The following is a 26,086-nucleotide window of genomic DNA, read 5'->3' on the forward strand; positions in this document are numbered from 1 at the left end:
TGACGTTCCAACGGTCGCCGGTGCCGGCTGCCAAGCGTCGGTGACCAGGACCACGGTTCTGCGGTCAGGACGACTGTGGGCGAGCGCAGCAAAGGCGGTGGTGGCGACCGTTGGCGGAGGTGGCCTTCATCCTGTCGACCGCGAGGACGGCCGGCAGGACCCCGCCGCGGTCTTGCGGAACCCGGCCGGCCGGACCGCGACGGTCAGAAGAGTGCGGAGTGCTTGCTCCTGGACGACAGCGGGTTGTGCCGCGGCTTGCTGCGCGCCATCGGCACCATCGCGTGGCACTCGGTGGTGCGCGGAGGGCTGTCGCGGTGGTCGAAGGTGCGCAGGGTGTCGGCGGTGCGGCGGAGGTCTTCCGCGCAGCTCGCGAGGATCTGGGCCACGGCGCTGCGGCCGTGCGGCGGGATTCCGGGTGCCAGGTCGCGCCAGTCCTCGATGCGGCGCAGCTGGGTGTGCAGCTGTTGCAGGATCTGCCTGCCGACCTCGTTGAGCCGGAACGACGGGTCGTTGCAGAGCACGTCCAGCACCGACAGGTGGTTCGTCAGGCCCGAGGTGGCCGCTGTCAGGCGCTCGCGTTCGGGTATCGGGTCACGGCCTTCGGCGAGCCTTTGCCGGACGTCGCGAGCCGTTCCCACGGAGATGCCCGACTGGCGGGCGATTTCGCGCAACGACGCGGTCGGGTGGTCGCGGATCACCTGGGCCGCGGCGGTCCGGCCGGAGGCCGTGGTCATGGGGCGGGCTCGGCCGTCACGGCCGGTGCGCACGTCCATGGTCCGGGGGACGGTCTCGCGGCGCAGGGCGGCCACGCTCTTGGCGCCCAGGCCGGCGGCGAGTGCGATGGCGCGGTCGGAGAGGTCGGGGTGCGTGTTCAGGATGCGTATCACGGCGCGTTTGCGGTCGTCCCTGGTCAACGGGAGACCGTGGGTGACGTTGAGCTTGACGGCGTGCAGGAACGCGTCGCGCTCGCCGCCGTCGAACCACTGCACGGCGATGGTGCGCTGGCCGCGGGCACGGGCCGCCTCCACGCGGTGCGCTCCGTCGATGACGCGCATGGTCGGGCGGTGCACCAGGATCGGAGGCAGGTCCGTGTCGCACTCGACCAGGATCCGGACGTGTTCCGGGTCTGTCCTGGATCTGGGCGAGTCGCCGGGCAGCACTGTGTCGATGTCTACTTCGGACGTTGATGCCTGTTGGTGCGACGCCGCTTTTCCTGACATGAAGAACTCCGGTGTGGTGGATCGCCGACCCCGTGCCGCGGGTCTGGGCGACAAAAGTGATGGAAGCCGCTCAGGCTCGTTGTGGTCACGCGCAGCACAGCCCCAGTCAGCCCCCAGCTGTCCAGCTCGTTTCTTCTTAACAAACCAGGTTTCCAGCTGGTTATCCACCTCGTCGCCCGATCGGACCAGCACGTCGAACAGTGCCCCCACCTGCGAAGCGGCAGTTTTCCCACGCTCGTGGGAGCGCTCACATACAGCGCAAGCTGCAAGATCATGGAATAACTCTGAGCACACCGCGGTTCTGTCAAAGTTTATTTCCGCTAAGCATCAGCCACGCGACTCGTGCACGTTGACCGTGCGTGATCAGAACCGCCGGTGGGACTCCCATAACACTTGTTCCGGAACAAATCAACACGACGTTGAACAAGATTGCCGGGAACCGGGCCGGGAACACGCCAGTCCCCCGGTGGGGTCTCCACCGGGGGGGTACCTGGACCTCGCGTCAGACCTCGTACTCGACGCCCACGCCGCCGAAGTGCAGCCGGCCCTGGATGACGACCTTCTCCCCCGCGCTGTCGAAGCCGGTGATCAGGCCCGCCTCCATCAGGCGCGTGACCAGCTGAGCGCTGATCTCCTGCTTGCCGATCGCGCCGAGCTTCTTCACGAGCGCCCGGTAGCCGAAGTTCTCCTCGGCGAGCTCCTGGAACACCTGCCGTTCCGCCTCGCCCATCACGTACTGGGTGAGGTCCTCGTCGGCGTCGTTGGCCAGCACGTGCACCGGCTCCAGCCGCATGCTCAGCGGTTCGACCTTGTAGTGCGGCTTCAGCAGCACCTTGCTGCCGGTCCAGACGAGCTTGCTGATGCTGTTGAGCCGCTGGGTCAGGCCGCTGATCCAGCGGACCCTGGCGGCGTCCAGCTCGGCTTCGGAGAACTCGTCCGAGAGCTCCTGGCGCTGGTGCTTGCCGATGTGGATCATCGTCGCGGCGCGGTCGTGGAAGTCCGCCACCGCCGCGCTCTCGTCACCGTCGGACAGCCGGTCGAACCACTGCCGGCGCACCAGCCGGTCGTCGTCGGACTCGGTGATGCGGCGCTGCCGCCAGAACTCCGACTCGGGCTCGGTGAGCGAGGCGAAGGTGTAGAACGACGCGAGGAACTGGTGGTAGCCCTCGTAGGCGTCCCGGTACGAGCGGTTGTACCAGGCGTGCACGGCCTCGGACTCGGCCGGGTTCGCGGTCATCCGGTCGATCGCCGCGGCGGCGCTGACCGCCGACTGCGAGGCCAGGTGGACGCCCTGGGAGAACAGCGGGTCCGTGAAGCAGGCCGCGTCACCGCAGAGGAAGTAGCGGCCGGCCGAGAAGTGGTCAGCGTCGTAGGACCAGTCCTGCACGATCCGCACCTCGTCGACCATCTCGGCGTCGCCGAGGATCTCCATGGCGCGCTTGGCCTTCGGCAGGGTGGCGCGGTAGAACGCCTCCGCGCCCATCTCCCTCACCTCGGCCGCACGCGAGCGGTCCACCACCAGGCCGACGCTGTAGAGGCCCCCCTTCATCGGGATCATCCACACCCAGCCGTCCTCGAACGTGATCGAGTACGTGGTGCCCGCGAGGTCGCCGGTGAACGGGTCGGGCAGCTTGAAGTACGACCAGACCGCGAAGTTCCGGTAGAACTCGTCGTAGCGGCGCACGCTGAGCTTGCGGCTGAGCGGGCCGCCGGAGCCCCCGGCGTCGATCACGTAGTCCGCCGTCACGTCCCACCGCTCGTCGGCGCGCCGCAGCGACAACGTCACGGAGTCGGCCGCGGACACGTCGACACCGGTGACGGTCGTGGCCTCGTGCACGGGGATGCCCCGCGACCTGGCCTCGTCCATCAGCATCTGGTCGAACTCCTCGCGCTTGACCTGCACCGCGTGGTCGAACACCCACGGGTTGATCTTCGGCGCGGCGAAGGAGAAGGTCCAGGGCGCCTGGTCCTGTCCCCACAGGAAGGTCGCCGACGGCTTCTTGACGAAACCGGCGGCGTCGATCCGGTCCTGCAGCCCCAGCCGGTTGAGGATCGACATGGTCCCCGGCAGCAACGACTCACCGATGCGGTACCTCGGGAACGTCTCCCGTTCGAAGACCTCCACGTCGTGCCCGAGCTTGTGCAGCGTCAACGCGGCAACGCAGCCCGCGGGCCCGCCGCCGACGACAGCTACTTTCGACCGTGCCATTCCGCTCCCCCTAAGGGTTTTCGTGGTGTCATCAGGCGGATGGTCCGCCTGAAGGTCAGTCCTGGTCGCTGTGCGGGCGCAGCCGCACCTTCTTGAGCCGGTCGGACATGCCGATGTCGTCGATCACCGTCACCTTGGACGGGATCTTGAACGGTTCGACCCGGCCGGTCAGGAACTCCCGCACGTGGGCCCTGGCCTCCGCCCTGGTCAGGCTGCCCACCGGTTTGACGTCGACGCACACCGCCTGGCCGGTGATGGCGTTCGGCCTGCCGTAGACCACGCAGTCCTCGACGAGCGGGCTGGTCAGCAGCACCGACTCCAGCTCGAGCGGGAGCAGCTTCTCGCCGCCGACGTTGATGACCTCGGTGGCGCGGCCCTTGACCCGCAGGTAGCCGTCGCCGTTCTCCTCGACCAGGTCACCGGTGCGGAACCAGCCGTCCTCGGTCACCGCGTCGGCCGGGTGGTTGAGGTAGCCGAGGAACTGCGTGCTGCTCTTGAGCTGCAGCTCGCCGTCGACCACGCGGTAGCGGGTGCTGTCGTCCGCGATCTTGAAGTAGGTGCTGCTGGACGACTCGCTCGTGGTCGCGGCGATGCCGGTCTCGCTGGTGCCGAAGGTCTGCACCAGCCGCACGCCGGGGAACGCCGCGCCGACGCGGGCGAGCAGCTCGGCCGACATCGGCTCGGTGCCGTAGGTGATCAGCCGGAGGCTGCTGACGTCGTGCCGTTCGAGGTGGCCGCCGACCATGATCAGGTTCAGGAACGTCGGGCTGGCCGGCAGCACGCGGATGCGGTGCTGTTCGATCAGCCCGCAGATCTCGTCGGGCGTGCGCTTGGCGGGCAGGACCGCCGCGCCGCCCACCAGCATGGTGCTCAGCAACGAGTTGATGCCGCCGATGTGGTCGAACATCAGCACCATCAGGATGTTGAGCGAGACGGAACCGCGGGGGCGTTTGGCGAGCTTCTGCTCCACCAGCGCGTCGAGGTCGTGCAGGATCGCCTTCGGGGTGCCGGTGCTGCCGCTGCTCAGCAGCACCAGTCCGGCGGCGCCCCTCCCGGCCAGCTCGCTGAAGGCGGGCGACGGCGCACCCGCGGCGGACATCGGCACGACCTCGACCGCGTCGGCGGTGCGGAGGGTGAAGCGGGGCGCGCACGTCTCCCGCACGGTGTCCGCGGTGACCGGTGTGCTGCCGACCATCGGGACGACGGTGTTGCGGTCGAGGTAGAGCGCGAACAGCGCCGCGACCGCGTTGGGGGAGAAATCCCCTTCCAGGACAACGGCGTCGTGCGCGCGGGCGCCCGCCTCGGCGAGCAGGCGGCGGATCTCGCCGATCCGGTCCAGCAGGGCGGCGTAGCTGTGCGGGACACCGTCCACCCACAACGCGGTGCGCTCGCCGAAACCGGCCATTCGCTCCAGAAATGCTTCCCGCACGTCAGTTCACTCCTCCCAGGAAGATCGTTTCGCCGGTCACGAACGCGGACTGGGAACCGATCAGGAACTCCACCGGCCCGCACAGGTCGGCGGTGGTGCACATCCGCTTGATCGCCTGCCTGCCGACGAGTCCGTCGATGCGCTCGCGCGGCACGGTGCGCGTGAGCGTGGTGCTCACCGGCGGCACGCCGAGGCCGTTGACCCGCACACCGTGCTCTGCCAGTTCCTTGCTCATCACCCGCACGAGCTGTTCGACAGCGGCTTTGCTCGCCGAGTAGGCGAGCTGCCCGTCGATGGCCCACGGCACCGCGACCGTGGACAACGCGACGATCGAGGTGCTGGGCTGCTCCGAGCGGCGCAGCAGCTTCACGGCCTCGCGGCAGCAGCTCAGCACCGCGAAGAAGTTCAGGTCGAACAACCGGCGCGTGGTCTGCTCCGGCGTCAGCATGAAGTGGTTCATGACCGACGTGCCGGCGTTGTTGATCAGGGCGTCGAGGTGGCCGTGGGTGCGCCGCAGCTCGCGGAAGAGCGCCTTGACCGCGGTGGTGTCGGTCAGGTCGACCTGGTGGTGGTCGTAGCGCTCGTGCTCGATGCCGCCCGGTTTGCGGCTGCACCCCACGACCTCGTGGCCGGCCGCCAGCAGGTGCTCGGCCAGCGCCTTGCCGATGCCGGTCCGGGTACCGGTGATCATGACCTTCACGGTTCGGTCCGCCTCACCGCGGTGCCGCGACCAGCCGCAGTTCCTCCTCGGCGAAGCCGACGAGCCGCCGGACGCTGCTGAACGGGCTGACCCGTTGCGACACCGCCTTCTCGGAGGCGAGTGCCACCTCCACGTCGAACTCGTCCTCGAGCTTCTCCTCGACGAGCGCGAGAAAACCGACCAGGTGCATGGACTCGAACACCCCTGAGTCACCGCCGTAGAGCCGCAGGTCGAGCACATTGTCGGTCGGTATCTTTTCCTCCCGCGTTTCGTTCAGCTCCTCGATTGCGGAAACAATGATCTGCAGGATGCGATCGTCCACCGTGCTCTCCTCTTACCGGTTCTCCAGGCGCGTCGAATTGCGCCGGATTCACGATCTCGTCTGGAGGCCCTCCGCCGCACGGGCTGTCCCGATTGGGGGGCCGGCCGCCGGATGGGTGCGGCACCGCGTCGGGTGCCTGCCGGTTTCGGACGCTAGCAGCGGATATCGGCCTTCGGAAGCGACTCCGGCGACTTTTGCGGAGGTTGAACGCACCACCGGTGTGCGAGTGCGGCACTGCCGCAGTCGCACGTGTCCGCGCGGCGCTCAACACCACTTGTCACCGTTCGGGGCGCTCGACAAACTCGGCGGCAGGAAATCCACTGCGATATTCGACAGCGAGAGAGGTGTGCCATGGGCAGTCAGGCCGATCCCGATGCCGAAGGCGGAGGGCTGACCGAAATCGCCGGTCTGCCCGCGTTCGACCGGACTGATTCCGCTGAAAGCGCGGTGATTTCCAGGTTGGTTGGAAATTGGCACCGGCGCGCGGCGGTGAAGCGCGCGGAACCGGACGTCCACGCGTTGTTCGCCCCCGACCGCCCGGACTTCCGGGTGGACATGGTGCCGTTCAGCGCCCACCCGGTGTGGGAGCGGTGGTCCGACGCGCAACGGTCGCGCATGACCAGCTGGGGCTGGATCGCCTACAACCGCAACACGGTCCTCATCGAGCAGGGCATCGCGAACCCGGGCTTCCAGCTCGTCGCGTCCGGTGAGTACCCCGGCGCCGGCGGCCAGGAGCTCGAGCTCGCCATCGCGCAGGCGATGGTCGACGAGCAGTACCACACGCTCATGCACATGAACGGCAGTGCGACCACCCGCCGGATGCGCCGCTACGAGTTCTCCGACCGCGTTCTGCCGGACTCGCTGATCACCACCATCCACGACGAGCACGTGGACCGCTGCGCGGAACGCTGGGAGCGCAGCCTCACCACGCTCGCGTTCGCGACCGTCGCGGAGATCTCCATCAACGCCTACCTGGACCTGCTCGCGAACGACGAGGACATCCAGGTCGTCAACTCCACCACCGTGCGCCTGCACAACCGGGACGAGTACTGCCACGCCTCGATCTCCGGGGAGATCCTCAAGCAGGTCCACGACGTCCTGCCCGCGCACCAGAAGCGGTTCGTGCTGGACAAGGTGGTCGCGGGCCTCGCCGCGTTCGTGGCCCCCGACTTCACCACCTGGGAGACCATCGCGGACTTCGAGGGGTTGCCCGGCTGGGAGAAGGCCGCCGCCGAGATCCGCGAGGAGCAGGGCGGCACGCACCTGGTGCAGGACCACTCCGGTGTGCACGCGCTGCTGTCCGAGATGGACGTCCTGGACCAGGTGGAGTTCGCGTGGGGCACGACCGCGGCGAAGCAGGGCTGACCGCGGTGGCCACGACACCGGTCCTGCGCGAGGACGCGGTCGCCGTTCGCGACCTGTTCAGCTTCCTGCGCGACCTCGGCCTCGACTGCGACGTCAACCCGTGCGCGGCCGCGTTGGGCGTGCTCGCCACCGACCCGCGCGACACGGAGGACTTCCTGCGGGAGCTGGGTGTCACCGCCGCGCTGGGCAACCTCATCGGCGTTCCCGAGCACGAGGTCAAAGCCACCTGCGTCGTCCACGACACCCGCGTGACGGGCAGCCCGGACGACCTGGCCGAGGTGACCACCGCCTACCACAACACCCGGCCGCTGGGCCTGGACGAAGCCGTCCACGTCGCCTTCTGGCCCCACGACGACGGCCGGCACCTGGTGTTCGCGAAGTTCAACCACATGGTCGTCGACCTCGCCGACGTCGTGGTGTTGCTCGGACAGCTGCGCGCACACCTGCGCGGTGAGCCGGTGAAGCGGCCGGGGTCGCGCTACCGGGACCACTCGGGAATGCTCGCCCGCTTCGCCGCGCTGCCGGCCGCCGACCCTGAGGTGGTGCAGCGGGAGCTCGGAGCGCTGCCGACACCCGGCCGACCCGGTGTGCCCACGATCTCCGGCAGCTCCGAGCGCTGGCTGCCCCTGCGCCCCGGCCTCTCGTTCGACGACCTGCTGGCCGCGGTGACCGCCACCGTGCTGCGGGTGGTCGGCGGAGGACTCGTGCTGCAGTACCCGTTCTCCCGCTGGGACTTCGCCCGCAGGGGCGGCTACTTCGTGGAGATCCGGCCGCTGGTCGTGCACCGGGAACGCGCAGGCGAGTACACGCCGGAGCACTTCGCCGCCACCAGGGCGCGGCTGGAGGGGCTGGGCCGCTACACGATGTCCGACCTCACCGCGTTCGCCACCGCGTTCAGCCGGGGCCGGATGCCGCGGATCGTCGTCTCGGACACCACCTTCATGCGTCCAGAGCCGCGCGACTGGGACTGGGTGCGGGTGCGCAGCGACCGCGTCTTCGAGGACCTGAAGTTCCTCGCCGACCGTTCCTTCCCCGGACCGCCGCTGATGAAGCTGCAGTACAAGAGCCGGTTCATCGGCGAGGACACCGTCGCGGTCGTCCTCTCCGAACTCGAACAGCGAATTGGAGCCCTCCGTGCGACTGCCTGACCTGCTGAGCGGTGCGTTCGCGCGCCACGCCGACCGGGTGGCGTTGCGCTGTGCCGGTCGCGAGTGGACCTACTCGGAGCTGGACCGGATCACCGGCGCACTGGCCGCGCGGATCGGACGCGAGTGCCCGCCCGGCCGCCGCGTGCTGGTGGTGGGCGAGCACTCCGCCGAGTCCGTGCTGTGGGCGCTCGCGGCACTGCGCAGCCACGCCGTGCACACCCCGGCCAACCCCGCGCTGCCCACGGCGAGGTTCGTGGAGTCGGCGCGCGTCGCCGACCCCGGTCTTGCCGTCTGCTTCGACGACGACTCGCTGGCGAAAGCCGCCGCGGCGGGTGTGCCCGCCCTCGACACCCGCACCGTGCCGCTCACCGCCTCGGCGGCCGGCGTGCCGGACGCCGGTGACCGCGCGGTCGCCTACTCGATCTTCACCTCCGGTTCGACCGGCACGCCCAAGCTCGTCGACGTGGGGCACGGCGGCCTGCTGAACCTCTGCCGGTCGCTGACCCGCCTGCTGGACATCGGTCCCGGGCAGGAGGTCGTGCAGTTCGCCTCGCTGTCCTTCGACGCCTCGATCACCGAGATCGTCGTGCCGCTGCACGCGGGTGCGACCGTCGTCGTGCCCGCCCGCGGTGTGCAGTCGTGGCTCGGCGCGCTCTCGCAGCACCTGGCGGAGCACGGCGGTGACCTGATCATGGTGCCGCCGTCGGTGTACGCCCGGCTTGGCGAACGGGCTCAGCGCAACGTCCGCAAGGTGCAGTTCGCGGGTGAGGCGCTGGGCAAGGCGGAGTTCGACACGGCCGCGCGCCACAGCCGCGTGTTCAACGCCTACGGCCCGACCGAGGGAACCGTGTGCTTCTCGGTCGCCGAGCTGACCGAGTTCGCCACCACGATCGGCACGCCCATCGACGGGTTCTCCGCACTGGTGCGCGACCTCGACACCGGCCGGTTGACCGAGTCGGGCATCGGCGAGCTCGTGATCGTCGGTGACGGGGTGGCGCTGGGCTACGTGGGCGGGGACCCGCGCGAGCGGGAGAGGTTCGGCGAGGTGCGGGGCAGCCGCGCCTACCGGACCGGCGACCGGGTCGCGCTCGACCGGGGTGGCCTGACCTACATGGGCCGCGTCGACGAGCAGGTCAAACGGCTGGGGCACCGGGTCAACCTGGCGCACGTGGAGTTCGCGCTGAGCGCGCACCTCGGCGTGCAGGTCGCCATGGTGCAGCTGGACGACGAGCTCGTGCTCGCCACGACGGAGGCACCGGACGGCGAGGACGCGCTGATGGTCCGGCTGCGGCAGCTGCTCCCGGCCTGGGAGGTGCCGGACCGGGTCGCCGTCGTTCCCGAGTTCCCGTTGGCGACCAGCGGGAAGCTGGACAAGAACGCGCTGGGTGAGCTGCTGGCCGAACCCGCGGCCGCGCCCGGCGGCGCCCGCGGTGAGGAACTGGGCCAGGTGCTCGACGTGGTTGCCGCGGTGCTCGGCCAGGAGGTCGGCGCGGACGTGTCGATCTTCGACGCGGGCGGCAGCTCGCTCGCGATGATGCGCATCCAGGTCAAGCTGGCCGAGCTGTTCGGCCAGCAGGCGGTGGAGGCGGCGTTCGAGGCCATGGAGTACGACTTCGTGGCCGCGGACTTCCTGCGGCACGTGCGCGGCGAGGAGGTCGTGCGCGACCTCTCCCCGGCGGAGCTGGCCTTCCGGCAGGCGGAGACCGAGCTCGCGGCCCTGCGCGCGGAGCTGCCAGAGCTGCGGCGCGGCGCGCCCACCGGTCCGGGCCCGGTGCTGCTGACCGGTGCGTCCGGGTTCATCGGCGGGCACGTGCTGGAACGGTTGCTCGACGACGGTCACCGCGTGCTGGTGGTCAGCACCAGCAGCGCGCAGCGGCTCAAGGCGGGCCACGCCGCCAGGTTCGGCCGGTCGGAGGCCGGACTCGGTGCCGTGGAGGTCATCGGCTACCCGGAGCTGGAACGCCACCTGGCGCAGGGCACCGGGCCGGCGGTCGAGGCGGTCGTGCACTGCGGTTACGACGTCAACCACCTGCTGCCGCTGGACCGGCACATGTCCGGCAGCGTGCGCACCACCGCTCTCGTCGTGCGCGCCGCCGCCGCGTGGGGCGCTCAGTCGTTCGCGTTCCTCTCGGCGGCGTCCGCGGGAGAGCGGTTCGGCACCTTGTCCGCCCAGGCGCTCACGGCGGTGGGCGAGCCGTACTCGCGTTCCAAGCTCATCTGCGAGTCCTATGTGGACGCGCTGGCCGCAGTCGGGTGCGCGGGCGCCAGCTATCGGGCGGGTCTGGTCTACGGCCACGGCGAGACGGACAGGGCGTTCCTGCGGGACGACTGGTTCTCGTCCCTGCTCGACCTCTCGGTCCGCCTGCGCGCCCTGCCCCGGCTCGACGGGTACGTGCCCGTCTGCGACGTCGGTCTGCTGGTCGACGCGCTGCTGGCCGGCGTGCAGGGCGCACCTGCGCGCTCCCAGGTCGTCGTGCACCGCACCTACGGCCTGGCGGACCTGCTGGCGGTCACCGGGCTGACCGAGTCCGACGTCGTCGACGTCGGCGGCTGGTTCGACCTGGCCAGGGCCGGCGGAGCGGCAGACCCGAGGGTGCTCGCCGCGACGCAGTCGGCACTGGGAGGACGGGGCTGGCGGGAAGCGCGCCACGAGACCGACCGCGACGTGCTCGCGGACCTGCTGGCCCTGCTGCCGGGCACGTCCGTCGTGAGCGCCTGACCCCCGACGCACGAACGGAGCCCCGAAATGCGCTACTACCTGCGTGACGACGTCGCGGTCGAACCGGTGGTCGCCGGCTGGTACGGCTGGTCGTACCTGCTGCCGCCGCAGACGCTGGCCCGCTTCCTCCGCAACAGGTTCACCCCGATCATGGAGTCCTATTCGGACTCCCCCGAGGTGCACGCCGCCGCGGTGCGCCAGCCCCGCATGCACGGCGGCCCGTGGGTCCACGCCCACGAGCACTACGACACCATCGTCAGCTGGTGGCGTGACACGGCACCACGACGGGCGAAGCTGGACGAGCTGTTCGAGGCGATCCGGCAGCTGGAGGACGAGATCCTGCCCCGCTACACCGGCCAGTGCCTCGACCCGGTCTACCGGGAGCTGCCCCCGGCGCTGGCCGGCCGGGTCGAGGTGTTCTACGGCCGGGACAACCACAGCCCGGACTACCGGTTCATCGAACCGCTGATGTACGCCTCGGAGTACTACGACAAGAGCCTGCAGCAGGTGCGGTTCTCCTTCGTCACCGAGGACGCCAGGGAGTTCGCGCTCACCACGCCGATGCTGGAGTACACCCCGCAGCAGCTGCTGGTCGACGTGCCGCTGGACTCGCCGCTGCTCGACCAGGTGTTCCGCGGCGGCCTCGACGACGCGGGCCTGCACGAGCTCACCGTGAACCTCGGCCTCTCCGGGGAACGGGCCCAGCGCTTCGCCGGGTACTTCACCCTCGCGCAGGTGCCGGAACCACGGGACGAGCGGTCCCTGCCGGACGTGCTCGACTACGCGGGCCACGCCTGCGTGTTCATCCGCCACGAGGGCGGCACGTTCCTCATCGACCCGGTGCTGAGCCACACCGGGTACGAGGGTGAGACCGAGGGCAGGTTCACCTACGCCGACCTGCCCGACCGCATCGACCACGTGCTGATCACGCACAACCACCAGGACCACATGCTGTTCGAGACGCTGCTGCGCATCCGCCACCGCGTCGGCACGGTGCTGGTCCCCCGCTCCACCAACGCGAGCCTGGTGGACCCCGGGCTCGCCGGAATCCTGCGCAGGCTCGGGTTCACCGACGTGGTCGAGGTCGACGACCTGGAGGCCCGCCCGTGCGGCACCGCGACCGCGATCGCGTTGCCGTTCCTGGGCGAGCACGGGGACCTGCGCATCCGCAGCAAGACCGGCTGGTTGCTGCGGCTGGGCGACCGGCAGGTGCTCTTCGCCGCCGACTCGACCAACGTCTCCCCCGCCACCTACGCCGAGGTCGTCGCGCTCGTCGGCCGGGTGGACACGGTGTTCATCGGCATGGAGAGCATCGGTGCGGCCGCCAGCTGGATCTACGGCCCGCTGTACCCGAAGCCGCTGTCGCGGCGCGAGGACCAGAGCCGCAGGCTCAACGGTTCGGACTTCGAGCAGGCGAAGTCCATCGTGGACGCACTCGGTCCGAGCGAGGTCTACGTCTACGCCATGGGACTCGAACCGTGGCTCGGCACCGTCATGGCGATCGAGTACGACGAGGAGCACCCCGCCATCGTCGACAGCGATCTGCTGGTCAAGTACGTGGTCAACCAGGGCAACGCCGCCGAGCGCCTGCACATGCGCAGGACCCTGACCCGGTAGCGCGTTCCCGCCCGAGACAAGGCGCAGCGCATGCGAACTCTTCTGATCGACAACTACGACTCGTTCACCTACAACCTCTTCCAGTACATCGGTGAGGTCGCCGGCCGCCCGCCCGTGGTGGTCCGCAACGACGCGGAGTGGTCCGACATCGACCTCTCCGAGTTCGACGCCATCGTGGTCTCCCCCGGTCCCGGTCGTCCCGGACGGCTGAAGGACTTCGGCATCAGCGCCCGCGCGGTGCTCGACAGCGACCTGCCGGTGCTCGGGGTGTGCCTGGGGCACCAGGGCATCGCGGAGCTGTTCGGCGCCACGGTCGCACTGGCCCCGGAACCGATGCACGGCCGCGTGTCCCAGGTGCGGCACACCGGCGAGGACCTCTTCGCCGGCCTGCCCTCGCCGTTCACCGCCGTGCGCTACCACTCCCTGGCCGTCACCGACCTGCCCGCCGAGCTCGACGCGACGGCGTGGACGGACGACGGGGTGATCATGGGGCTGCGGCACCGGCACCGGCCGCTGTGGGGGGTGCAGTTCCACCCCGAGTCCATCGGGAGCGAGTACGGCAGGGAGGTCCTGGCCAACTTCCGCAGGCTGGCCCTCGCCCACGAGCGGGCCGCCCACGAGGTCCTGGTGCGCCGCGTCGACGTGGCGCCGGACGGCGAGTCGGTGCGGGAGGCCTGCTTCGCCGGCGCGCGGTCGACGTTCTGGCTGGACAGCAGCGAGGTGATCGACGGACTGTCCCGGTTCTCGTTCCTCGGTGACGACAGCGGTCCGCTGGCCGAGCACATCACCTACCGGGTCGCCGACCAGACCGTCACGGTGCGGGACGCGCACGGCCGCACGACCCACGTCCGGCAACCGTTCTTCGACTACCTCCAGGAACAGCTGCACCGCAGGAGGGTGCCCGCTCCACCGGGACTGCCGTTCGAGTTCAACCTCGGCTACGTCGGCTACCTGGGCTACGAGCTGAAGGCCGAGACGATCGGGGAACCGGCCCACGTCTCGGCGCATCCGGACGCGGCACTGCTGTTCGCCGACCGCGCGGTGGTGCTCGACCACGCCGAGGGGTGCTGCTACCTGCTGGCACTCGCCGCGCCGGGTGCGACGGCGTGGCTCGACGACACCGAGGCGAGGGTGCTGGCGATCAAGCCGGCGACGGCCCGCGGGCGTGCGATCGCGCTGGCGGCACGGGAGTGGGACTCCTTCGGCAAGGTCGCGATGCCGCGCCACGACAAGGACGCCTACCACGACCGCATCGAGGACTGCCTCGCCGAGATCCGGGCCGGGGAGTCGTACGAGATCTGCCTGACCAACATGATCACCGTGCCGTCCCGCGCACGGCCGGACCGGCTGTACTCGGCGCTGCGGGAGATCAGCCCGGTGCCCTACGGGGCGTTGCTGGAGTTCCCGGAGCTGGCGGTGCTCAGCGCCTCCCCCGAGCGGTTCCTGACCGTGGGCGCGGACGGCGGCGTCGAGTCTAAGCCGATCAAGGGCACCCGGCCGCGCGGTGGCTCCCCCGCGGAGGACGCCGCGCTGCGCGCCGACCTGCTCAGCCGGGAGAAGGACCGCGCGGAGAACCTGATGATCGTCGACCTGGTCCGCAACGACCTCAACGCGGTCTGCGCTGTCGGGTCGGTGCACGTGCCGCTGCTGTTCGACGTGGAGACCTACGCCCCGGTGCACCAGCTGGTGTCGACCGTCCGCGGCACGCTGCGGCCCGGCGCGACCGCGGTGGAGTGCGTGCGGGCGGCGTTCCCCGGCGGCTCGATGACCGGTGCGCCGAAGAAGCGCACCATGGAGATCATCGACCGGCTGGAGGACGGTCCGCGCGGCGTGTACTCCGGTGCGCTCGGCTGGTTCTCGCTCAGCGGAGCGGCCAACCTCAGCATCGTCATCCGCACCATGGTGCTCACGCCCGGAGTGGCGGAGTTCGGGGTGGGCGGTGCCATCGTGGCCCTGTCCGACCACGAGGAGGAGTTCACCGAGACCGTGGTCAAGGCGGGCGCGCTGCTCGCCGCGCTCGACCGGGCGGCGGGTGCCGCGCATTCGGCCGGCACGGTCGCGGGTGAGGTCGCGTGACGGCGCTGCGGCACGCGGTGGTGGCCGGGGGCGGAGGTGCGGTCGGCGCGCTGTTCGCCGCCCTTCTGAGGGACAGCGGCGTGACCGTCACCGCGGTGGACCTCGGCCCCGGCGACGGCGACGTCCTCCAGGGCGACATCACCGCACCGGACGCGGTGGTCGCCGCCGCCGTCGCCGCCGCGGACCTGGTGGTGCTCGCGGTGCCGGAGCCGGTGGCGCTGCGGGCGGTGAAACCGCTGGCCGGGCTGCTCGGACCGGGCGCGGTGCTCGCCGACACCCTGTCGGTGAAGTCGCGGCTGAGCGCTCGCCTCACCGACCTGCCCGGCGAGGTGCAGGTGGTGGGCCTCAACCCCATGTTCGCCCCCGACCTGGGCATGGCGGGCCGGCCGGTGGCCGCCGTGGTGGCACGCGGCGGACCGGGTGTCGACGCACTGCTCGACCTCGTGCGCCGGTGGGGCGGGCGGGTGGTGCGCTGCACGTCCGGCGAGCACGACGCCACGGCGGCCGCCACCCAGGCGCTGACCCACGCGACGGTGCTGTCCTTCGGCTTGGCGCTGGCCAGGCTGGGGGTGCCGGCGGACCGGCTGGCCGCCACGGCACCGCCACCGCACCTGACCCTGCTGGCCCTGCTCGCCCGCATCACGAGCGGCCGGCCCGAGGTCTACCTGGACGTCCAGGAGGCCAACCCGCACGCGGCGGGTGCCCGGCAGGCGCTCGCGGACGGCCTGCGCGCGTTCGCCGCCGCCGTGGAGGAGGGCGAGGCCGGTGTCGCGGCCGCCTTCGGTGAGATCCGCGCCCTGCTCGGCGACAGGTGCGCCGAGCACGAGCGGCGCGCGCACGACGTGTTCACGACCATGCACTGCCACGCTGAGGAGCTTCGATGACCGAACACGACGGCCTTGCGCAGTTGCGCGAGGAGCTGGACCGCCTGGACGCGGAGCTGCTCGACATCGTCCGCGGCCGGCTGGACTGCGGCCTGCGCATCGCGGCGTACAAGTCGGCCAACGAGGTCCCGATGATGCAGCCCCACCGGGTGCGGCTGGTGAAGGAACGCGCGGCCCGGTACGCCGCGGAGCACGGGATCGACCCCGGTTTCCTGGTGCGGCTCTACGAGCTGCTCATCCAGGAGATGTGCCGGGTCGAGGACGTCGCGATCGCCGCGGCCGCCGGGAGCGGCAGGTGACCGCCGCCGACCGGCTGGTCCCGGTCCTCGACTCCCCGGCCGCGCTCGTGCGGGCGGAGATGGCCGCACGCACCGCACGGCAGCAACCCGTCTGGCCGGACCAGGACGCCGTGGACGGGGTTGAAGCCGAGCTGGCCGGACTGCCCGGTCTCACGACCGAGGACGAGGTGGTCGACCTCGCACTCGGCATGGCCCTGGTCGCCGAGGGCGCCGCGCTCGTGCTGCAGGGCGGTGACTGCGCGGAGCGGTTCCACGAGGCCGTGCCCGAACTGGTGCGGCGCAAGGTCGACCACCTGCAGGGGCTCGCCGCGATGATGCGGGCGGGCAGCGGGCTCGCGGGCGTGGCGGTGGGCAGGCTGGCCGGGCAGTACGGCAAACCCCGGTCCTCACCGTTCGAACCCGACCCGTTCGAGACCGGGCTGATGGCCAGCTACTGCGGTGACGCCGTGAACGACCCGGAACCGGACCCGTTGCTGCGGGTACCCGACCCGCGCCGGCTGCGCACCGCCTACGACTGCTCGCAGGTCGTGCTGCGCGAGGTGCGGCGGGCCTGGTGGGGAAAGCCGTTGGAGGAACGCGTCTACACCGCGCACGAGATGCTGCTGATGCCCTACGAGCGGCCATTGGTGCGTGACGGCGTACGTGGTGCGTACAGCGCGGGTACGCACTTCGGCTGGATCGGCGAGCGCACGAGGGAGATCGGGGGCGCCCACCTGGCGCTCGCGGCAGGGGTGCGGAACCCGCTGGGGGTCAAGATCGGTCCCACCGCGACACCGGAGGACGTCGTGGCGCTGACCCGGCACCTCAACCCGGACGGTGTTCCCGGCCGGTTGAGCCTGATCCTGCGCTACGGAGCGGAGCAGGTCGACGAGCTGCTGCCCGCCGTGGTCGCGGCGGTCGCCAGGAGGGGCACGCCGGTGGTGTGGCTGTGCGATCCCATGCACGGCAACGGACTCAAGCTGCGCGGGGTCAAGACCCGGCTGATGGCGGCGATGCGGGCAGAGGTGACGTCGTTCGTGCGGGTCGTCGCCGGGTACGGACTCCGCCCCGCCGGGTTGCACCTCGAACTGACGCCGGACCCGGTGACCGAGTGCGTGTCCGGAACGGACGACGAACCGTCCTTCCCGGACTACCGGTCGACCTGCGACCCGCGGCTCAACCCGGAGCAGTCGGTGGCGCTGATCGCCCACTTCCTCGACCGGCTGGCCTGGACCGGGTGAACGCTCAGGGGGTCACCCGCGGGCGACCCCCTGAGCCGGGGATCACACCGCCTGCACCTCGGCGCGCTGCCCGGCGCCGGCCCTGGTGCGCGCGGCCAGCAGCCCGGCACCGCCGACCAGCAGGGCCGCGACCACCAGTGCGGCGCTGACCAGCAGCGGAGAGCGGAAGCCCGCGCCCGCGCTGATGGCCGCACCTCCCAGCACGGGTCCCACCGCGGCGCCCACGTTGAGCGCCGCGGTGGCGAAACCACCGGCGAGGGTCGGAGCACCGGCGGCGGAGTAGAGGGCCTGGGAGATCAGCGTCGAGCCGACCGCGAACGAGAGCGTGCCCTGGATGAACATGAACACGAGCGCCACGACCGGGTTGCCCGCCGTGGCCGCGAACACGAGCCAGCCGGCGAGCAGCGCGACGGCACCGACCGACAGCAGGCCCGTCGGGTTGCTGTCGGCGAACTTGCCGCCGAGCGTGACACCGGCGAACGAGCCGAGGCCGAACAACAGCAACGCGAGCGGCACCCAGCTCGGCGACATGCCCGCGACGTCGGTGACGACCGGGGCGAGGTACGTGAACGAGCAGAAGGTCGCGCCGTTCACGAGAGCGCCCAGCACCAGCACGATGATCAGGCGTGGCGTGCGCAGCGCACGCAGCTCGTGCAGTGCGCTCGGGGCGTTGGGATCGGGCGCGGTGCCCGGAACCGACCGCAGGATGGCGAACACCGGCGGCACGGACAGCACCGCGACCGCCCAGAACGCGGAACGCCAGCCCCACAGCTCACCCATGTACGCGCCCGCGGGCACGCCCGCGATGCACGCGATGGTCACGCCGCTGACCAGGACCGCGGTCGCCTTGCCCTTGGTCTTGTCGTCGACCATCGAGGCCGCGGCGGCGATGCCCACGGCGAGGAAGCCGGCGTTGGCGAGGGCGGCGACGACCCTGGTGACGAGCAGGACCGAGAAGCTGTCGGTGAGTGCGCCGACGACGTGCATCAGCAGGAAGACGACGAGGAACGCCAGCAACGAGGTGCGGCGCGGCCAGCGCAGGCTCAGCATCGCCACCACGGGCGCGCCGACGATCATGCCGACGGCGAAGGCGGAGATCAGCGAACCCGAGGCGGGGATCGACACGCCCAGCTCGACGGCGATGTCGGGCACGAGCCCGGACAGCATGAACTCGGACATCCCCATGGCGAAGACCGCCAAAGCGAGGACGTACACGGCAAGAGGCATTTCAGAACTCCTGGAACCGCAAGAGAAGAGGTGTCAGCCGGCGGTGCGCGGTGCGCGCACGGCAGCGCCCCGGAACGAATCCGGGGTGTGGGTGATCTCGATGCGGTGGCTGGGACCGGAAAGCCCGGACAAGGGCGAGGTCCACGTGCGTCAGCGCCGGAAGAGCGCGACAGCGACGAACGCCACCGGTGAGGTCCGGTGGCTACCTACTGGAAGCCTCTGGGCTGGACACGCCGGTCAACATACCAACGCCGTTCCCGCGTTGTCCAACCGCTTCCACCCGAACGACCGACGACCGATCCCGGAGTGACTCCCCCATGACCCCACTGAACACGCTCCTGTTCCTGTTCGCGCTGGCGGTGGTCCTGGTGGCCGCCCAGCTGCTGGGCGCGCTGGCCAAGCGGCTCGGGCAGCCCGCCGTGGTCGGCGAGATCGTCGCGGGTGTGCTGCTCGGCCCGACGCTGTTCAGCGGCGCCGTTCCCGCCGCGCTCTTCCCCGCGGACGTCCGGCCCGGCCTGACCGCGCTGGCCAGCGTCGGCGTCGCGGTGTTCATGTTCGTCATCGGGCTGGAGCTCGACCAGAAGCTGTTGCGCGGCAAGGGTCGTGCCGCCACCGGTGTGGCCGTGGGGGCCATCGTGCTGCCGTTCGGCCTGGGGTGCCTGCTGGCACTGCACCTGGCCGGCGACCACGAGCACCGGGGGCCGCTCCTGGCGTTCGTCCTCTTCTTCGGCGCGGCGATGTCCATCACCGCGTTCCCGGTGCTGGCGCGCATCCTGGTGGAGCGCGGCCTGCACCGCACGAACGTGGGAGGGCTGGCCATCGCGGCCGCGGCGATCGGTGACGTGGTGGCGTGGTGCCTGCTGGCCGCGACGCTGACCTTCGCCGCGGGCCGGAGCGCCTGGCAGACCGTGCTCGTCGTGCCGTACGTCCTGGTCATGCTGTTCGTCGTGCGCCCGGTGCTGGCACGACTGGTCGCCGCGCACCAGCGCACCGGCCGGGCCCTGCCCGCGGGTGCGCTCGCCGGTGTCGTGGTGTTCGCGGTGGTGTCCGGCGGGGTGACCGAGTGGCTGGGGCTGCACTTCATCTTCGGGGCGTTCTTCGCGGGCGCGGTCGTCCCGCGTGCCGGAACGGAGAGGCTGCGCGAGGAGGTCATCGGCCGGGTGGACCCGCTGGGCTCGGTGCTGCTGCCGGTGTACTTCGCGGTGGCGGGCCTGGGGGTCAATCTGTCCACAGTGGACCTGAGTGGCGCCGGCGAGCTCGCGCTGATCCTGCTCGTCGCGATCGCCGGCAAGTTCTTCGGCGCCTATCTCGGCGCCCGTGCGTGCGGCCAGGACGTCCGGCACGCCCGCACGCTCGCCGTCCTGATGAACACCCGCGGCCTCACCGAGCTGATCATCCTGGGCGTCGGCCTGGAGACCGGGCTGCTGGACGCCTCGCTGTACTCGCTGATGGTCGTCATGGCGGTGGTGACCACGGCGATGACCGGCCCGCTGCTGAGCCTGGTCCACCCGCGCACGCGCGTCAGCCCTCCGGACCGCTTCCTGCCGGCGACGAAGTCCTGACCCACCAGGAGAACTCACCGTGACCAGTTCCTTTTCCCTCTTGGACTCCCCGCTCCCACCCCTGGCCGTCGGCACGATGTACTTCGGCACCCGCGTGCCCGCCGCACAAGCGCATGTTCTGCTGGACCACGCGATCGAGCTCGGCGCATCCTTTGTGGACACGGCGAACAACTACGCGTTCTGGCACCCCGGCGCCACCGGCGACGAGTCGGAGAACTGCATCGGCGACTGGCTGGTGAGCCGACGGCGCAGGGACCGCGTCACGCTGGCCACGAAGGCCGGTGCCCGTCCGTCCCACCCCGGCGGCGACCTGTCCACCGCGCTCGGGCTGAGCGCACCGGCGGTCACGGCGCAGGTCGAGGCGAGCCTGCGGCGGCTGCGCACCGACCACGTCGACCTCGTGTACGCCCATGTCGACGACCGCTCGGTCGCACTGGAGGAGACGGTCGGGGCACTGCAGGACCTGGTCGCGCGGGGTCTCACCCAGGCCATCGCCTGCAGCAACACGTCCGCCGCCCGCCTGTCGGCGGCACTGGCACTACCGGGACCGCGCTACGCGGCGGTGCAGAACCGCTTCACCTACCTCCTGCCCGATCCCGGCCACGACCCGGCCCCGCACGTGCTGCTGGACGACGAGGTGCTCGCGGCCGCGAGCGCGGGCCGCGTCCTCCCCGTGGCGCACTCCGTACTGCTCGGCGGCGCGTACACCCGCCAGGACCGCCCCCTCCCGGCCCCCTACCTCCGGCCGGGCACCGCGGCCGCGTTGTCCGTGCTGGACGACGTCGCGGCGGAGCACGACCTCGACGCCGGGCAGGCGGTGCTCGCCTGGATGGTTCGCCGTCCGGCCGCCGTCCTGCCGATCGTCGGCTGTTCCACGCCCGCTCAGCTGGAATCGGCGTGGCGAGCGGTGCACACGCCGTTGTCCGATCGCGCGGTCGAGGCACTGGAGGCCGGCCGGTCGTCGTGACCAGGGCGGTGGAGGCGGCCGGTCCTGTACTCCTTCTGCGACCGGAGGCGTCAGGACGGCGGCTCGATGCGGCCGGGAGGGCGCGGTAAATTGGGAGCGCTCCCAGAACGTGTCCTCCACACCCTGCTCGAGGAGCCGAACCATGTCGCGACGGCGTTGTCGCCGGTCCACCCTGCTGGCCGGCCTGCTCATCCTGGCCTCGTCCGCGTTCCCGTCACCCTCGTCGCCGGCGGCCGGCACCGCCGCAGCCGAGACGTACCGCACCCGCGCGGTGCCACTCACCCAGTTGACCGTGGTGTCCGAACGGGTGGCGTCCGGTCTGCGGCGTCCGATCGCGATCACCGGGCTGCCGGACGGGCGGATGCTGATCGCCGAGAAGGACGGCACCGTCCGCGCCTACCACCCCGACACCGGCCTGGCGGCCGAGCCGGTGCTCGACCTGACCGCCCGCATCGACACGTCGGACAACGAGCGCGGCCTCCTGGGCATCACTCCCGCGCCGAACTTCGCGCGGACCGGACTCCTCTACGTGGCCTACACGAGCCTGCCGGCCGGCGCGCTCACCCTGGCCCGCGTGCCCCTCGGCGCCCCGGACCGGTTGCAGGTGCTGCTCACCCAGGCGCACGCCGAGTACGGCAACCACAACGGCGGACAGGTCGCCTTCGGCCGCGACGGGTACCTCTACTGGTCGACGGGCGACGGCGGCCACGCCGACGACCCGTTCAAGTCCGGTCAGGACCTCGGCACCCTCCTCGGCAAGATCGTGCGGATCGACGTCAACCGCTCCTGCGGGGCGCAGCCCTACTGCGTGCCCCGCAACAACCCGTTCGTCGGCGTGCGAGGCGCGCGGCCGGAGATCTGGCTCTACGGGCTGCGCAACCCGTGGCGGTTCTCCGTCGACCCCGTGGACGGCTCGCTGTGGATCGGTGACGTCGGCCAGGGCCTGGTGGAGGAGGTCAACCACATCCGCCCGTGGCAGGGCGGGGCGAACCTCGGCTGGTCCTGCCGGGAAGGCACCCCGGTGTTCGACCAGGGGCAGTGCAAGCCGGGCGTCCGGTACACCGACCCGGTCTTCGAGTACGACCACTACAACGACAACTGCTCGGTGACCGGCGGCGTGGTGTACCGGGGTTCGCGGACCCCGCAGGCACGGGGGACCTACGTGGCGAGCGACTACTGCTCGACCCGCGTGTTCGCCGTGCGCCCCAGGTCCGACGGCGGCTACGACACCGCCACGATCGGCAACTTCCCCACCCAGCCGAGCGCGATCGGCACCGACGTGCACGGTGAGCTGTACGTGCTCAGCGACCTCCCGGGAGGGCTCAGCCGGGTCCGGTTCGAACTGGTCCAGCCGGGTCAGCGCTGAAGCCCCGGCGTGCGTTGACCACGCCGGGACGGTCCTGACGGACGCCCTGCCCGTTCGGATCCGGTCGGCCCGCTGACCCCCGTCGCGACCAGGGCCGGGGTCGCGGCGAGGGTCAGCAGGCCGAGCGCGGGGTACGCCCAGCCGAGCGCGGCCAGCGGCCAGGGCCGCGGGACCTCCCAGATCGACGGCTGCTGGTCGATCAGGAACGTGATGACGTCCGAGCCGGTCACGACGACCCACGCGCCGGCGAGCCACCAGGCTGCGCGGCCGGTGACGCCGTGCACGAGCCACAGCACCACCGGGATCGCCCACAGCCAGTGGTGGCTCCACGAGATCGGCGAGACCAGCAGGCCGAACAGCTGCACGGCGAGCACCGCGGCCAAGGTGTCCGACGCGCGCACGGCCGAGCGCAGCGCGAGACCGGTCAGCACCGCGGACACGGCCACCGCGAGCAGCCACGGCCAGGACATCCCGACGTCGTGGCCGAGTGAGCGGGACAGGGCGCCGCGCAGCGACTGGTTGATCGCGGACCCCACCGGGCCCACGCGGTCGGCCGCACCGAGCAGCTCGAACCAGTAGCGCCCCGAGTCCGCCGCGGACACCGCGAACCCGGCGGCCACGGTCAGCGCGAAGCCCGCGAACGACCAGGCCGCGGCCGCCCACCGGCGGGTGACCAGGAAGTACAGCCCGGAGATCGCGGGCGTCAGCTTGAGCCCGGCGCCGATCCCGACGCCCAGGCCGGCCACCGAGCTCCGCGCGGCGACCATCGCCGCGAACACGAAGGCCACCAGCACGAGGTTGATCTGCCCGAAGTCGAGGGTCTTGCGCACCGGCTCACACCACAGTGCGAGCCCCGTCCACAGCAGCGCGCGCCGCGGGTCGTGGGTGGTCTTCGCGGACAGCAGGCGCAACGTCGTGCGCACGATCCACCACAGGCACAGCAGCGACAGCAGCTGCCAGACGACCCGTGCCGCGAGCCACGGCAGCGCCGACAGCGGCAGGAACACCACCGCCCCGAACGGCGGATAGGTGAACGGCAGCGGGAAGTCCGCCGTGAACGGCATGGTGAGCGCGTACAGCCGGTCGGTCAGCACGTTCGGCGCGAGGCTCCAGTACACCCTGAGGTCGATCATCCCCCAGCTCGCGGGGAACGTCAGCCGCCAGGCGTAGCCCGCCAGCGACAGCCCGAGCACCAGCGGCGCGAACCGCAGCACCCGGGCCTCGACGACGCGGAACCGTTCACTCACGCGTACCTCCCACGACACAGCAGCCGGCCGCCGCGGTGACAGCCGGGCGCGGGTCCATGGTGTCGTGGGGCCCGCCTGTAGCACGAACCGGTGGTTTACCTGCGGTGGGAGAACCGCGTGACGTTTCACGGCCGAAGGTGTCCTAGGGAGTGACACGGACGAACAGGTGGGAGCAGCCATGAGCGTCGAGGCCGCCGCCGCACTCGACGATGCCACGCTGGTGGCGCGGTCCCGGGACGGCGACATGCGCGCCTACGAGCTGCTGGTGCGCCGCTACCAGGGGCAGATGTACCGGCTGGCGTTGCGGGTGGTGGGCAGCGCGGGTGATGCGGAGGACGTGGTGCAGGACGTGTTCCTCACCGCGTGGCGCAGGCTCGGGCAGCTCAAGGACGACGGCGCGTTCGTCGGCTGGCTCTACCGCACGGCCACCAACAGGTGTTTGAACGTGCTGCGGCAGCGCAGGCCGGTGGCCGACGTGGAACTCGACGAGCAGCCGTCGGCGGCGCCGCGGGAGCGGCCCGACCGGGCGGTGGAGGTGAGCGCGCAGATGGACGCGTTGGCCGTGGCGTTGCGCGGGCTGACTCCGGAACAGCGCGCGTGCTGGGTGCTGCGGGAGGTGCACGGGCGGTCGTACGACGAGATCGCCGAGGCCATCGGCACCACGCAGCAGGCGGTGCGCGGAAGGCTCGCGCGTGCGCGGGCACAACTGGCGGAGGTGATGGCGCCGTGGAGGTGACGGCGGACTACGCCCTGCCGTGCGGGCGGGACGTGGAGCAGGTCTGGGAGGCGATCGAGGTCGCCGACGAGCACACGCGCCGCTGCCCGCACTGCTCGGCGGTGCGGGAGAGCCTGCTGGTGCTGCGGGCGGCGACGGAGGAGATGGCGCGCGATCGCGTCGAGCCACCGTCCGACCTGGTCAGCAGGGTGATGTCGGCGGTGCGGGCGGACGCGCGGCGCGGTGAGGTGCTGCCGTTGCCGAGCGCGGGGGCCGACCCGGCGCGGATCAGCACCCAGGCCATCGCGGCGGTGCTGCGGTTCGCGGCGGACGGCGTCGACGGCGTGCGCGCCCGCGGGTGCCGCGTCCGCGAGGCGGTGGAGTCGAGCGAGTCCGACCCGGTGATCGAGGTGGAGCTCGGCATCGCGATCGTGGCCGGGCACACCTCCGCGCAGACGTTCGACGTGGTGCGGGAACGGGTGATCGCGGCGGCCACGGCGCGCATCGGCGTGCGGCTCGCGCGGCTGGACCTCGTCGTGTCCGACGTGCTCGAAGGGTGAGCGGGGTGCTCGAAGGGTGAGCGGGGTGCTCGAAGGGTGAGCGGGGTGCTCGAAGTTCTCGAAACGGTCGTGGCGGCACCGGTGGTGGCCGCGGTGGCGGTGCACGCGGCCGAACGCGTGCCGGGGGTGCGGGTGCAGCCGGGGGTGGCGGGGCTCGTCGGCTCCGTCGTCCGCAGTGCCCGCCAGCAGGTGAAGGGGCTCACCCCGGCGCCGGTCGAAGGCGTCCGGGTGCGGTACGCGGACGCGGCGGTGCTGCTGGAGGTGGACGTGGTGATCTCGGGTGAGGACCAGGCCGCCGCGGTGGCGCGGGCGGTGCAGCGGTCGGTGCGCGCGGCGGTGCCGCGGCTCACCGGTGTCGAGGTGGCCTCGGTCCTGGTGACGGTGGTGGACGTCGCGTGCTGATCGCGGAGGAACTGCTCAAGGCGCTGCGCAAGGTCGACGGGCTGCGGCCGTCGACTCCGGTGCTGTCGGTGCGCGTGCCGTGGGACGTCGACGGGCTCGCGGTGGACGTGGCCGACGACCTGGTGTGCGTGCGGGTCGTGGCGACGCGGCTGCCGCTGCCCGCGCTGCTGGCCGAGGCGGGGGTCGTGCTGCGCGCGGTTCTCACCGGCACGCGGTGGGAGTCGGCGCGGCTGCGCCTCGTTGTGACCGATGTGGACGGAGACGCGCTCGCACCGGGTGGCCCCGATCACCCGATCAGGCCGTGACGATGTCCGGATGACGTTGTCGTACAAGGTGTCGACGGTGCTTCGGAGGAAGGAATGACGATGACCACGCAGACCTCGGAGAAGAACAGCACGGCGCTCGCCCCGGCCGGCAGGCTCTCCAGTGACCGGGGCTCGACCACCATCTCGGAAGTGGTGGTGCAGAAGGTCGCGGGCCTCGCGGCGCGGGAGATCAAGGGCGTGCACGCGCTCGGCGGCGGTGCCACGCGGGCGTTGAGCGCGCTGCGCGAGCGGATCCCGGGTGCCACGGCCAGCGCCGGCCAGGGCGTGTCCGTCGAGGTCGGCGAGCGGCAGGCCGCCGTGGACCTGGAGCTCGTCGTCGACTACGGCGTGCCGATCGCGGACCTCGCGAAGTCGGTGCGCGGCAACGTGATCGCCGCGATCGAGCAGATCACCGGCCTCGACGTGGTCGAGGTCAACATCAACGTCAACGACGTGCACATGCCGGCCGAGGACGACGGCACGGAGCCCGAGACCGGCACCGGCCGGGTCCAGTGAGCCAGGCCCGC

At 71.3% G+C, this 26,086-nt stretch carries 23 protein-coding genes and 1 pseudogene; 16 read left to right on the forward strand and 8 right to left on the reverse strand.

Going from position 1 to position 26,086, the window contains the following annotated elements:
• Window positions 1-203: 203 nt before the first annotated feature.
• The 6 genes and pseudogenes from ACZ7CH_RS20655 to ACZ7CH_RS20680 all read right to left on the reverse strand — a co-directional run bounded on the left by ACZ7CH_RS20655 (window position 204) and on the right by ACZ7CH_RS20680 (window position 6,396).
• A complete protein-coding gene (locus tag ACZ7CH_RS20655) occupies window positions 204-1,055 on the reverse strand; it encodes a hypothetical protein (protein WP_458431106.1) in 852 nt (283 codons plus the stop codon).
• 667 nt (window positions 1,056-1,722) lie between these two features.
• A pseudogene (gene cmlS / locus ACZ7CH_RS20660) lies at window positions 1,723-3,414 on the reverse strand (chloramphenicol-biosynthetic FADH2-dependent halogenase CmlS); the annotation flags it as partial.
• Between the two features lie 70 nt (window positions 3,415-3,484).
• A complete protein-coding gene (locus tag ACZ7CH_RS20665) occupies window positions 3,485-4,858 on the reverse strand; it encodes an ANL family adenylate-forming protein (protein ID WP_458431105.1) in 1,374 nt (457 codons plus the stop codon).
• Window position 4,859: 1 nt separating this feature from the next.
• A complete protein-coding gene (locus tag ACZ7CH_RS20670) occupies window positions 4,860-5,549 on the reverse strand; it encodes an SDR family NAD(P)-dependent oxidoreductase (protein ID WP_360391848.1) in 690 nt (229 codons plus the stop codon).
• A 22-nt stretch (window positions 5,550-5,571) separates the two neighbouring features.
• Complete coding sequence (locus tag ACZ7CH_RS20675) at window positions 5,572-5,880, reverse strand: hypothetical protein (protein WP_360391850.1); 309 nt, start codon at window positions 5,878-5,880, stop codon at window positions 5,572-5,574.
• A gap of 264 nt (window positions 5,881-6,144) precedes the next feature.
• The gene (locus ACZ7CH_RS20680) at window positions 6,145-6,396 is read right to left on the reverse strand and encodes a hypothetical protein (protein WP_360391853.1); all 252 of its coding nucleotides are present in this window, start codon (window positions 6,394-6,396) and stop codon (window positions 6,145-6,147) included.
• Between ACZ7CH_RS20680 and ACZ7CH_RS20685 the strand changes: the two genes are divergently transcribed.
• Genes ACZ7CH_RS20685 through ACZ7CH_RS20720 form a run of 8 tightly spaced genes read left to right on the forward strand, consistent with a single transcriptional unit; the run spans window position 6,370 to window position 17,208 of the window.
• Complete coding sequence (locus tag ACZ7CH_RS20685) at window positions 6,370-7,245, forward strand: AurF N-oxygenase family protein (RefSeq protein ID WP_470374623.1); 876 nt, start codon at window positions 6,370-6,372, stop codon at window positions 7,243-7,245. The genes ACZ7CH_RS20680 and ACZ7CH_RS20685 overlap by 27 nt on opposite strands.
• The gene (locus ACZ7CH_RS20690) at window positions 7,215-8,393 is read left to right on the forward strand and encodes a hypothetical protein (RefSeq protein WP_458431102.1); all 1,179 of its coding nucleotides are present in this window, start codon (window positions 7,215-7,217) and stop codon (window positions 8,391-8,393) included. The genes ACZ7CH_RS20685 and ACZ7CH_RS20690 overlap by 31 nt, the downstream gene beginning before the upstream one ends.
• Window positions 8,380-11,112: an AMP-binding protein gene (locus tag ACZ7CH_RS20695; RefSeq protein ID WP_470374624.1), complete on the forward strand. Its 2,733-nt coding sequence runs from the start codon at window positions 8,380-8,382 to the stop codon at window positions 11,110-11,112. The genes ACZ7CH_RS20690 and ACZ7CH_RS20695 overlap by 14 nt, the downstream gene beginning before the upstream one ends.
• Before the next feature lie 27 nt (window positions 11,113-11,139).
• Window positions 11,140-12,729, forward strand: a complete 1,590-nt coding sequence (locus tag ACZ7CH_RS20700) for an MBL fold metallo-hydrolase (RefSeq protein WP_458431100.1) — start codon at window positions 11,140-11,142, stop codon at window positions 12,727-12,729.
• Between the two features lie 30 nt (window positions 12,730-12,759).
• Window positions 12,760-14,805: an aminodeoxychorismate synthase component I gene (pabB, locus tag ACZ7CH_RS20705; RefSeq protein ID WP_470374625.1), complete on the forward strand. Its 2,046-nt coding sequence runs from the start codon at window positions 12,760-12,762 to the stop codon at window positions 14,803-14,805.
• On the forward strand, window positions 14,802-15,689 hold the full coding sequence (locus ACZ7CH_RS20710; RefSeq protein WP_360391869.1) for a prephenate dehydrogenase/arogenate dehydrogenase family protein: 888 nt from the start codon (window positions 14,802-14,804) through the stop codon (window positions 15,687-15,689). The genes pabB and ACZ7CH_RS20710 overlap by 4 nt, the downstream gene beginning before the upstream one ends.
• Window positions 15,686-15,988: a chorismate mutase family protein gene (locus ACZ7CH_RS20715; protein WP_360391872.1), complete on the forward strand. Its 303-nt coding sequence runs from the start codon at window positions 15,686-15,688 to the stop codon at window positions 15,986-15,988. Before ACZ7CH_RS20710 ends, ACZ7CH_RS20715 begins: the two co-directional genes overlap by 4 nt.
• Window positions 15,985-17,208 (forward strand): 3-deoxy-7-phosphoheptulonate synthase, encoded by a 1,224-nt coding sequence (locus tag ACZ7CH_RS20720; RefSeq protein WP_470374626.1) that lies wholly within the window; start codon window positions 15,985-15,987, stop codon window positions 17,206-17,208. Before ACZ7CH_RS20715 ends, ACZ7CH_RS20720 begins: the two co-directional genes overlap by 4 nt.
• 42 nt (window positions 17,209-17,250) lie before the next feature.
• Here ACZ7CH_RS20720 and ACZ7CH_RS20725 read toward each other — a convergent pair whose 3' ends face one another.
• Complete coding sequence (locus tag ACZ7CH_RS20725; protein WP_360391878.1) at window positions 17,251-18,435, reverse strand: Cmx/CmrA family chloramphenicol efflux MFS transporter; 1,185 nt, start codon at window positions 18,433-18,435, stop codon at window positions 17,251-17,253.
• A 317-nt stretch (window positions 18,436-18,752) separates the two neighbouring features.
• On the opposite strand from ACZ7CH_RS20725, the gene ACZ7CH_RS20730 reads away from it, so the two are divergent.
• The 3 genes from ACZ7CH_RS20730 (at window position 18,753) to ACZ7CH_RS20740 (ending at window position 22,330) form a co-directional block, all read left to right on the forward strand.
• Window positions 18,753-19,997, forward strand: coding sequence for a cation:proton antiporter (locus ACZ7CH_RS20730; protein ID WP_470370977.1), 1,245 nt, complete (start codon window positions 18,753-18,755; stop codon window positions 19,995-19,997).
• A 40-nt stretch (window positions 19,998-20,037) separates the two neighbouring features.
• Window positions 20,038-20,964 carry an aldo/keto reductase gene (locus ACZ7CH_RS20735; RefSeq protein ID WP_470370976.1) on the forward strand — a complete coding sequence of 309 codons (927 nt, stop codon included), beginning with the start codon at window positions 20,038-20,040 and terminating at the stop codon, window positions 20,962-20,964.
• Window positions 20,965-21,106: 142 nt separating this feature from the next.
• Entirely contained in the window at window positions 21,107-22,330 is a 1,224-nt protein-coding gene (locus ACZ7CH_RS20740; RefSeq protein ID WP_470370975.1) for a PQQ-dependent sugar dehydrogenase, read from the forward strand.
• Here the strand turns inward: ACZ7CH_RS20740 and ACZ7CH_RS20745 are convergent.
• Window positions 22,321-23,577, reverse strand: a complete 1,257-nt coding sequence (locus ACZ7CH_RS20745; RefSeq protein ID WP_470370974.1) for a mannosyltransferase — start codon at window positions 23,575-23,577, stop codon at window positions 22,321-22,323. The genes ACZ7CH_RS20740 and ACZ7CH_RS20745 overlap by 10 nt on opposite strands.
• A 178-nt stretch (window positions 23,578-23,755) precedes the next feature.
• On the opposite strand from ACZ7CH_RS20745, the gene ACZ7CH_RS20750 reads away from it, so the two are divergent.
• From ACZ7CH_RS20750 to ACZ7CH_RS20770, 5 genes are read left to right on the forward strand one after another with little or no spacing between them, the layout of a single operon-like run.
• On the forward strand, window positions 23,756-24,313 hold the full coding sequence (locus ACZ7CH_RS20750; RefSeq protein WP_360391920.1) for an RNA polymerase sigma factor: 558 nt from the start codon (window positions 23,756-23,758) through the stop codon (window positions 24,311-24,313).
• Window positions 24,304-24,852, forward strand: a complete 549-nt coding sequence (locus ACZ7CH_RS20755; RefSeq protein ID WP_360391922.1) for an Asp23/Gls24 family envelope stress response protein — start codon at window positions 24,304-24,306, stop codon at window positions 24,850-24,852. Before ACZ7CH_RS20750 ends, ACZ7CH_RS20755 begins: the two co-directional genes overlap by 10 nt.
• A gap of 45 nt (window positions 24,853-24,897) precedes the next feature.
• Window positions 24,898-25,254, forward strand: a complete 357-nt coding sequence (locus tag ACZ7CH_RS20760) for an Asp23/Gls24 family envelope stress response protein (RefSeq protein ID WP_360391925.1) — start codon at window positions 24,898-24,900, stop codon at window positions 25,252-25,254.
• On the forward strand, window positions 25,248-25,559 hold the full coding sequence (locus tag ACZ7CH_RS20765) for a hypothetical protein (protein ID WP_360391928.1): 312 nt from the start codon (window positions 25,248-25,250) through the stop codon (window positions 25,557-25,559). The genes ACZ7CH_RS20760 and ACZ7CH_RS20765 overlap by 7 nt, the downstream gene beginning before the upstream one ends.
• Window positions 25,560-25,613: 54 nt before the next feature.
• A complete protein-coding gene (locus ACZ7CH_RS20770) occupies window positions 25,614-26,075 on the forward strand; it encodes an Asp23/Gls24 family envelope stress response protein (protein WP_360391931.1) in 462 nt (153 codons plus the stop codon).
• The last annotated feature ends 11 nt before the right edge of the window (window positions 26,076-26,086 follow it).

Source organism: Lentzea sp. NPDC037011, from assembly GCF_055607425.1.

What these genes read in the sequence shown, in the direction of transcription:
- ACZ7CH_RS20725 (WP_360391878.1), bottom strand. Translation starts at nt 18,435, where the DNA reads ATGCCTCTTGCCGTGTACGTCCTCGCTTTGGCGGTCTTCGCCATGGGG.
- ACZ7CH_RS20670 (WP_360391848.1), bottom strand. Translation starts at nt 5,549, where the DNA reads ATGATCACCGGTACCCGGACCGGCATCGGCAAGGCGCTGGCCGAGCAC.
- ACZ7CH_RS20730 (WP_470370977.1), top strand. Translation starts at nt 18,753, where the DNA reads ATGACCCCACTGAACACGCTCCTGTTCCTGTTCGCGCTGGCGGTGGTC.
- pabB (WP_470374625.1), top strand. Translation starts at nt 12,760, where the DNA reads ATGCGAACTCTTCTGATCGACAACTACGACTCGTTCACCTACAACCTC.
- ACZ7CH_RS20750 (WP_360391920.1), top strand. Translation starts at nt 23,756, where the DNA reads ATGAGCGTCGAGGCCGCCGCCGCACTCGACGATGCCACGCTGGTGGCG.
- ACZ7CH_RS20740 (WP_470370975.1), top strand. Translation starts at nt 21,107, where the DNA reads ATGTCGCGACGGCGTTGTCGCCGGTCCACCCTGCTGGCCGGCCTGCTC.
- ACZ7CH_RS20770 (WP_360391931.1), top strand. Translation starts at nt 25,614, where the DNA reads ATGACGATGACCACGCAGACCTCGGAGAAGAACAGCACGGCGCTCGCC.
- ACZ7CH_RS20655 (WP_458431106.1), bottom strand. Translation starts at nt 1,055, where the DNA reads ATGCGCGTCATCGACGGAGCGCACCGCGTGGAGGCGGCCCGTGCCCGC.
- ACZ7CH_RS20715 (WP_360391872.1), top strand. Translation starts at nt 15,686, where the DNA reads ATGACCGAACACGACGGCCTTGCGCAGTTGCGCGAGGAGCTGGACCGC.
- ACZ7CH_RS20700 (WP_458431100.1), top strand. Translation starts at nt 11,140, where the DNA reads ATGCGCTACTACCTGCGTGACGACGTCGCGGTCGAACCGGTGGTCGCC.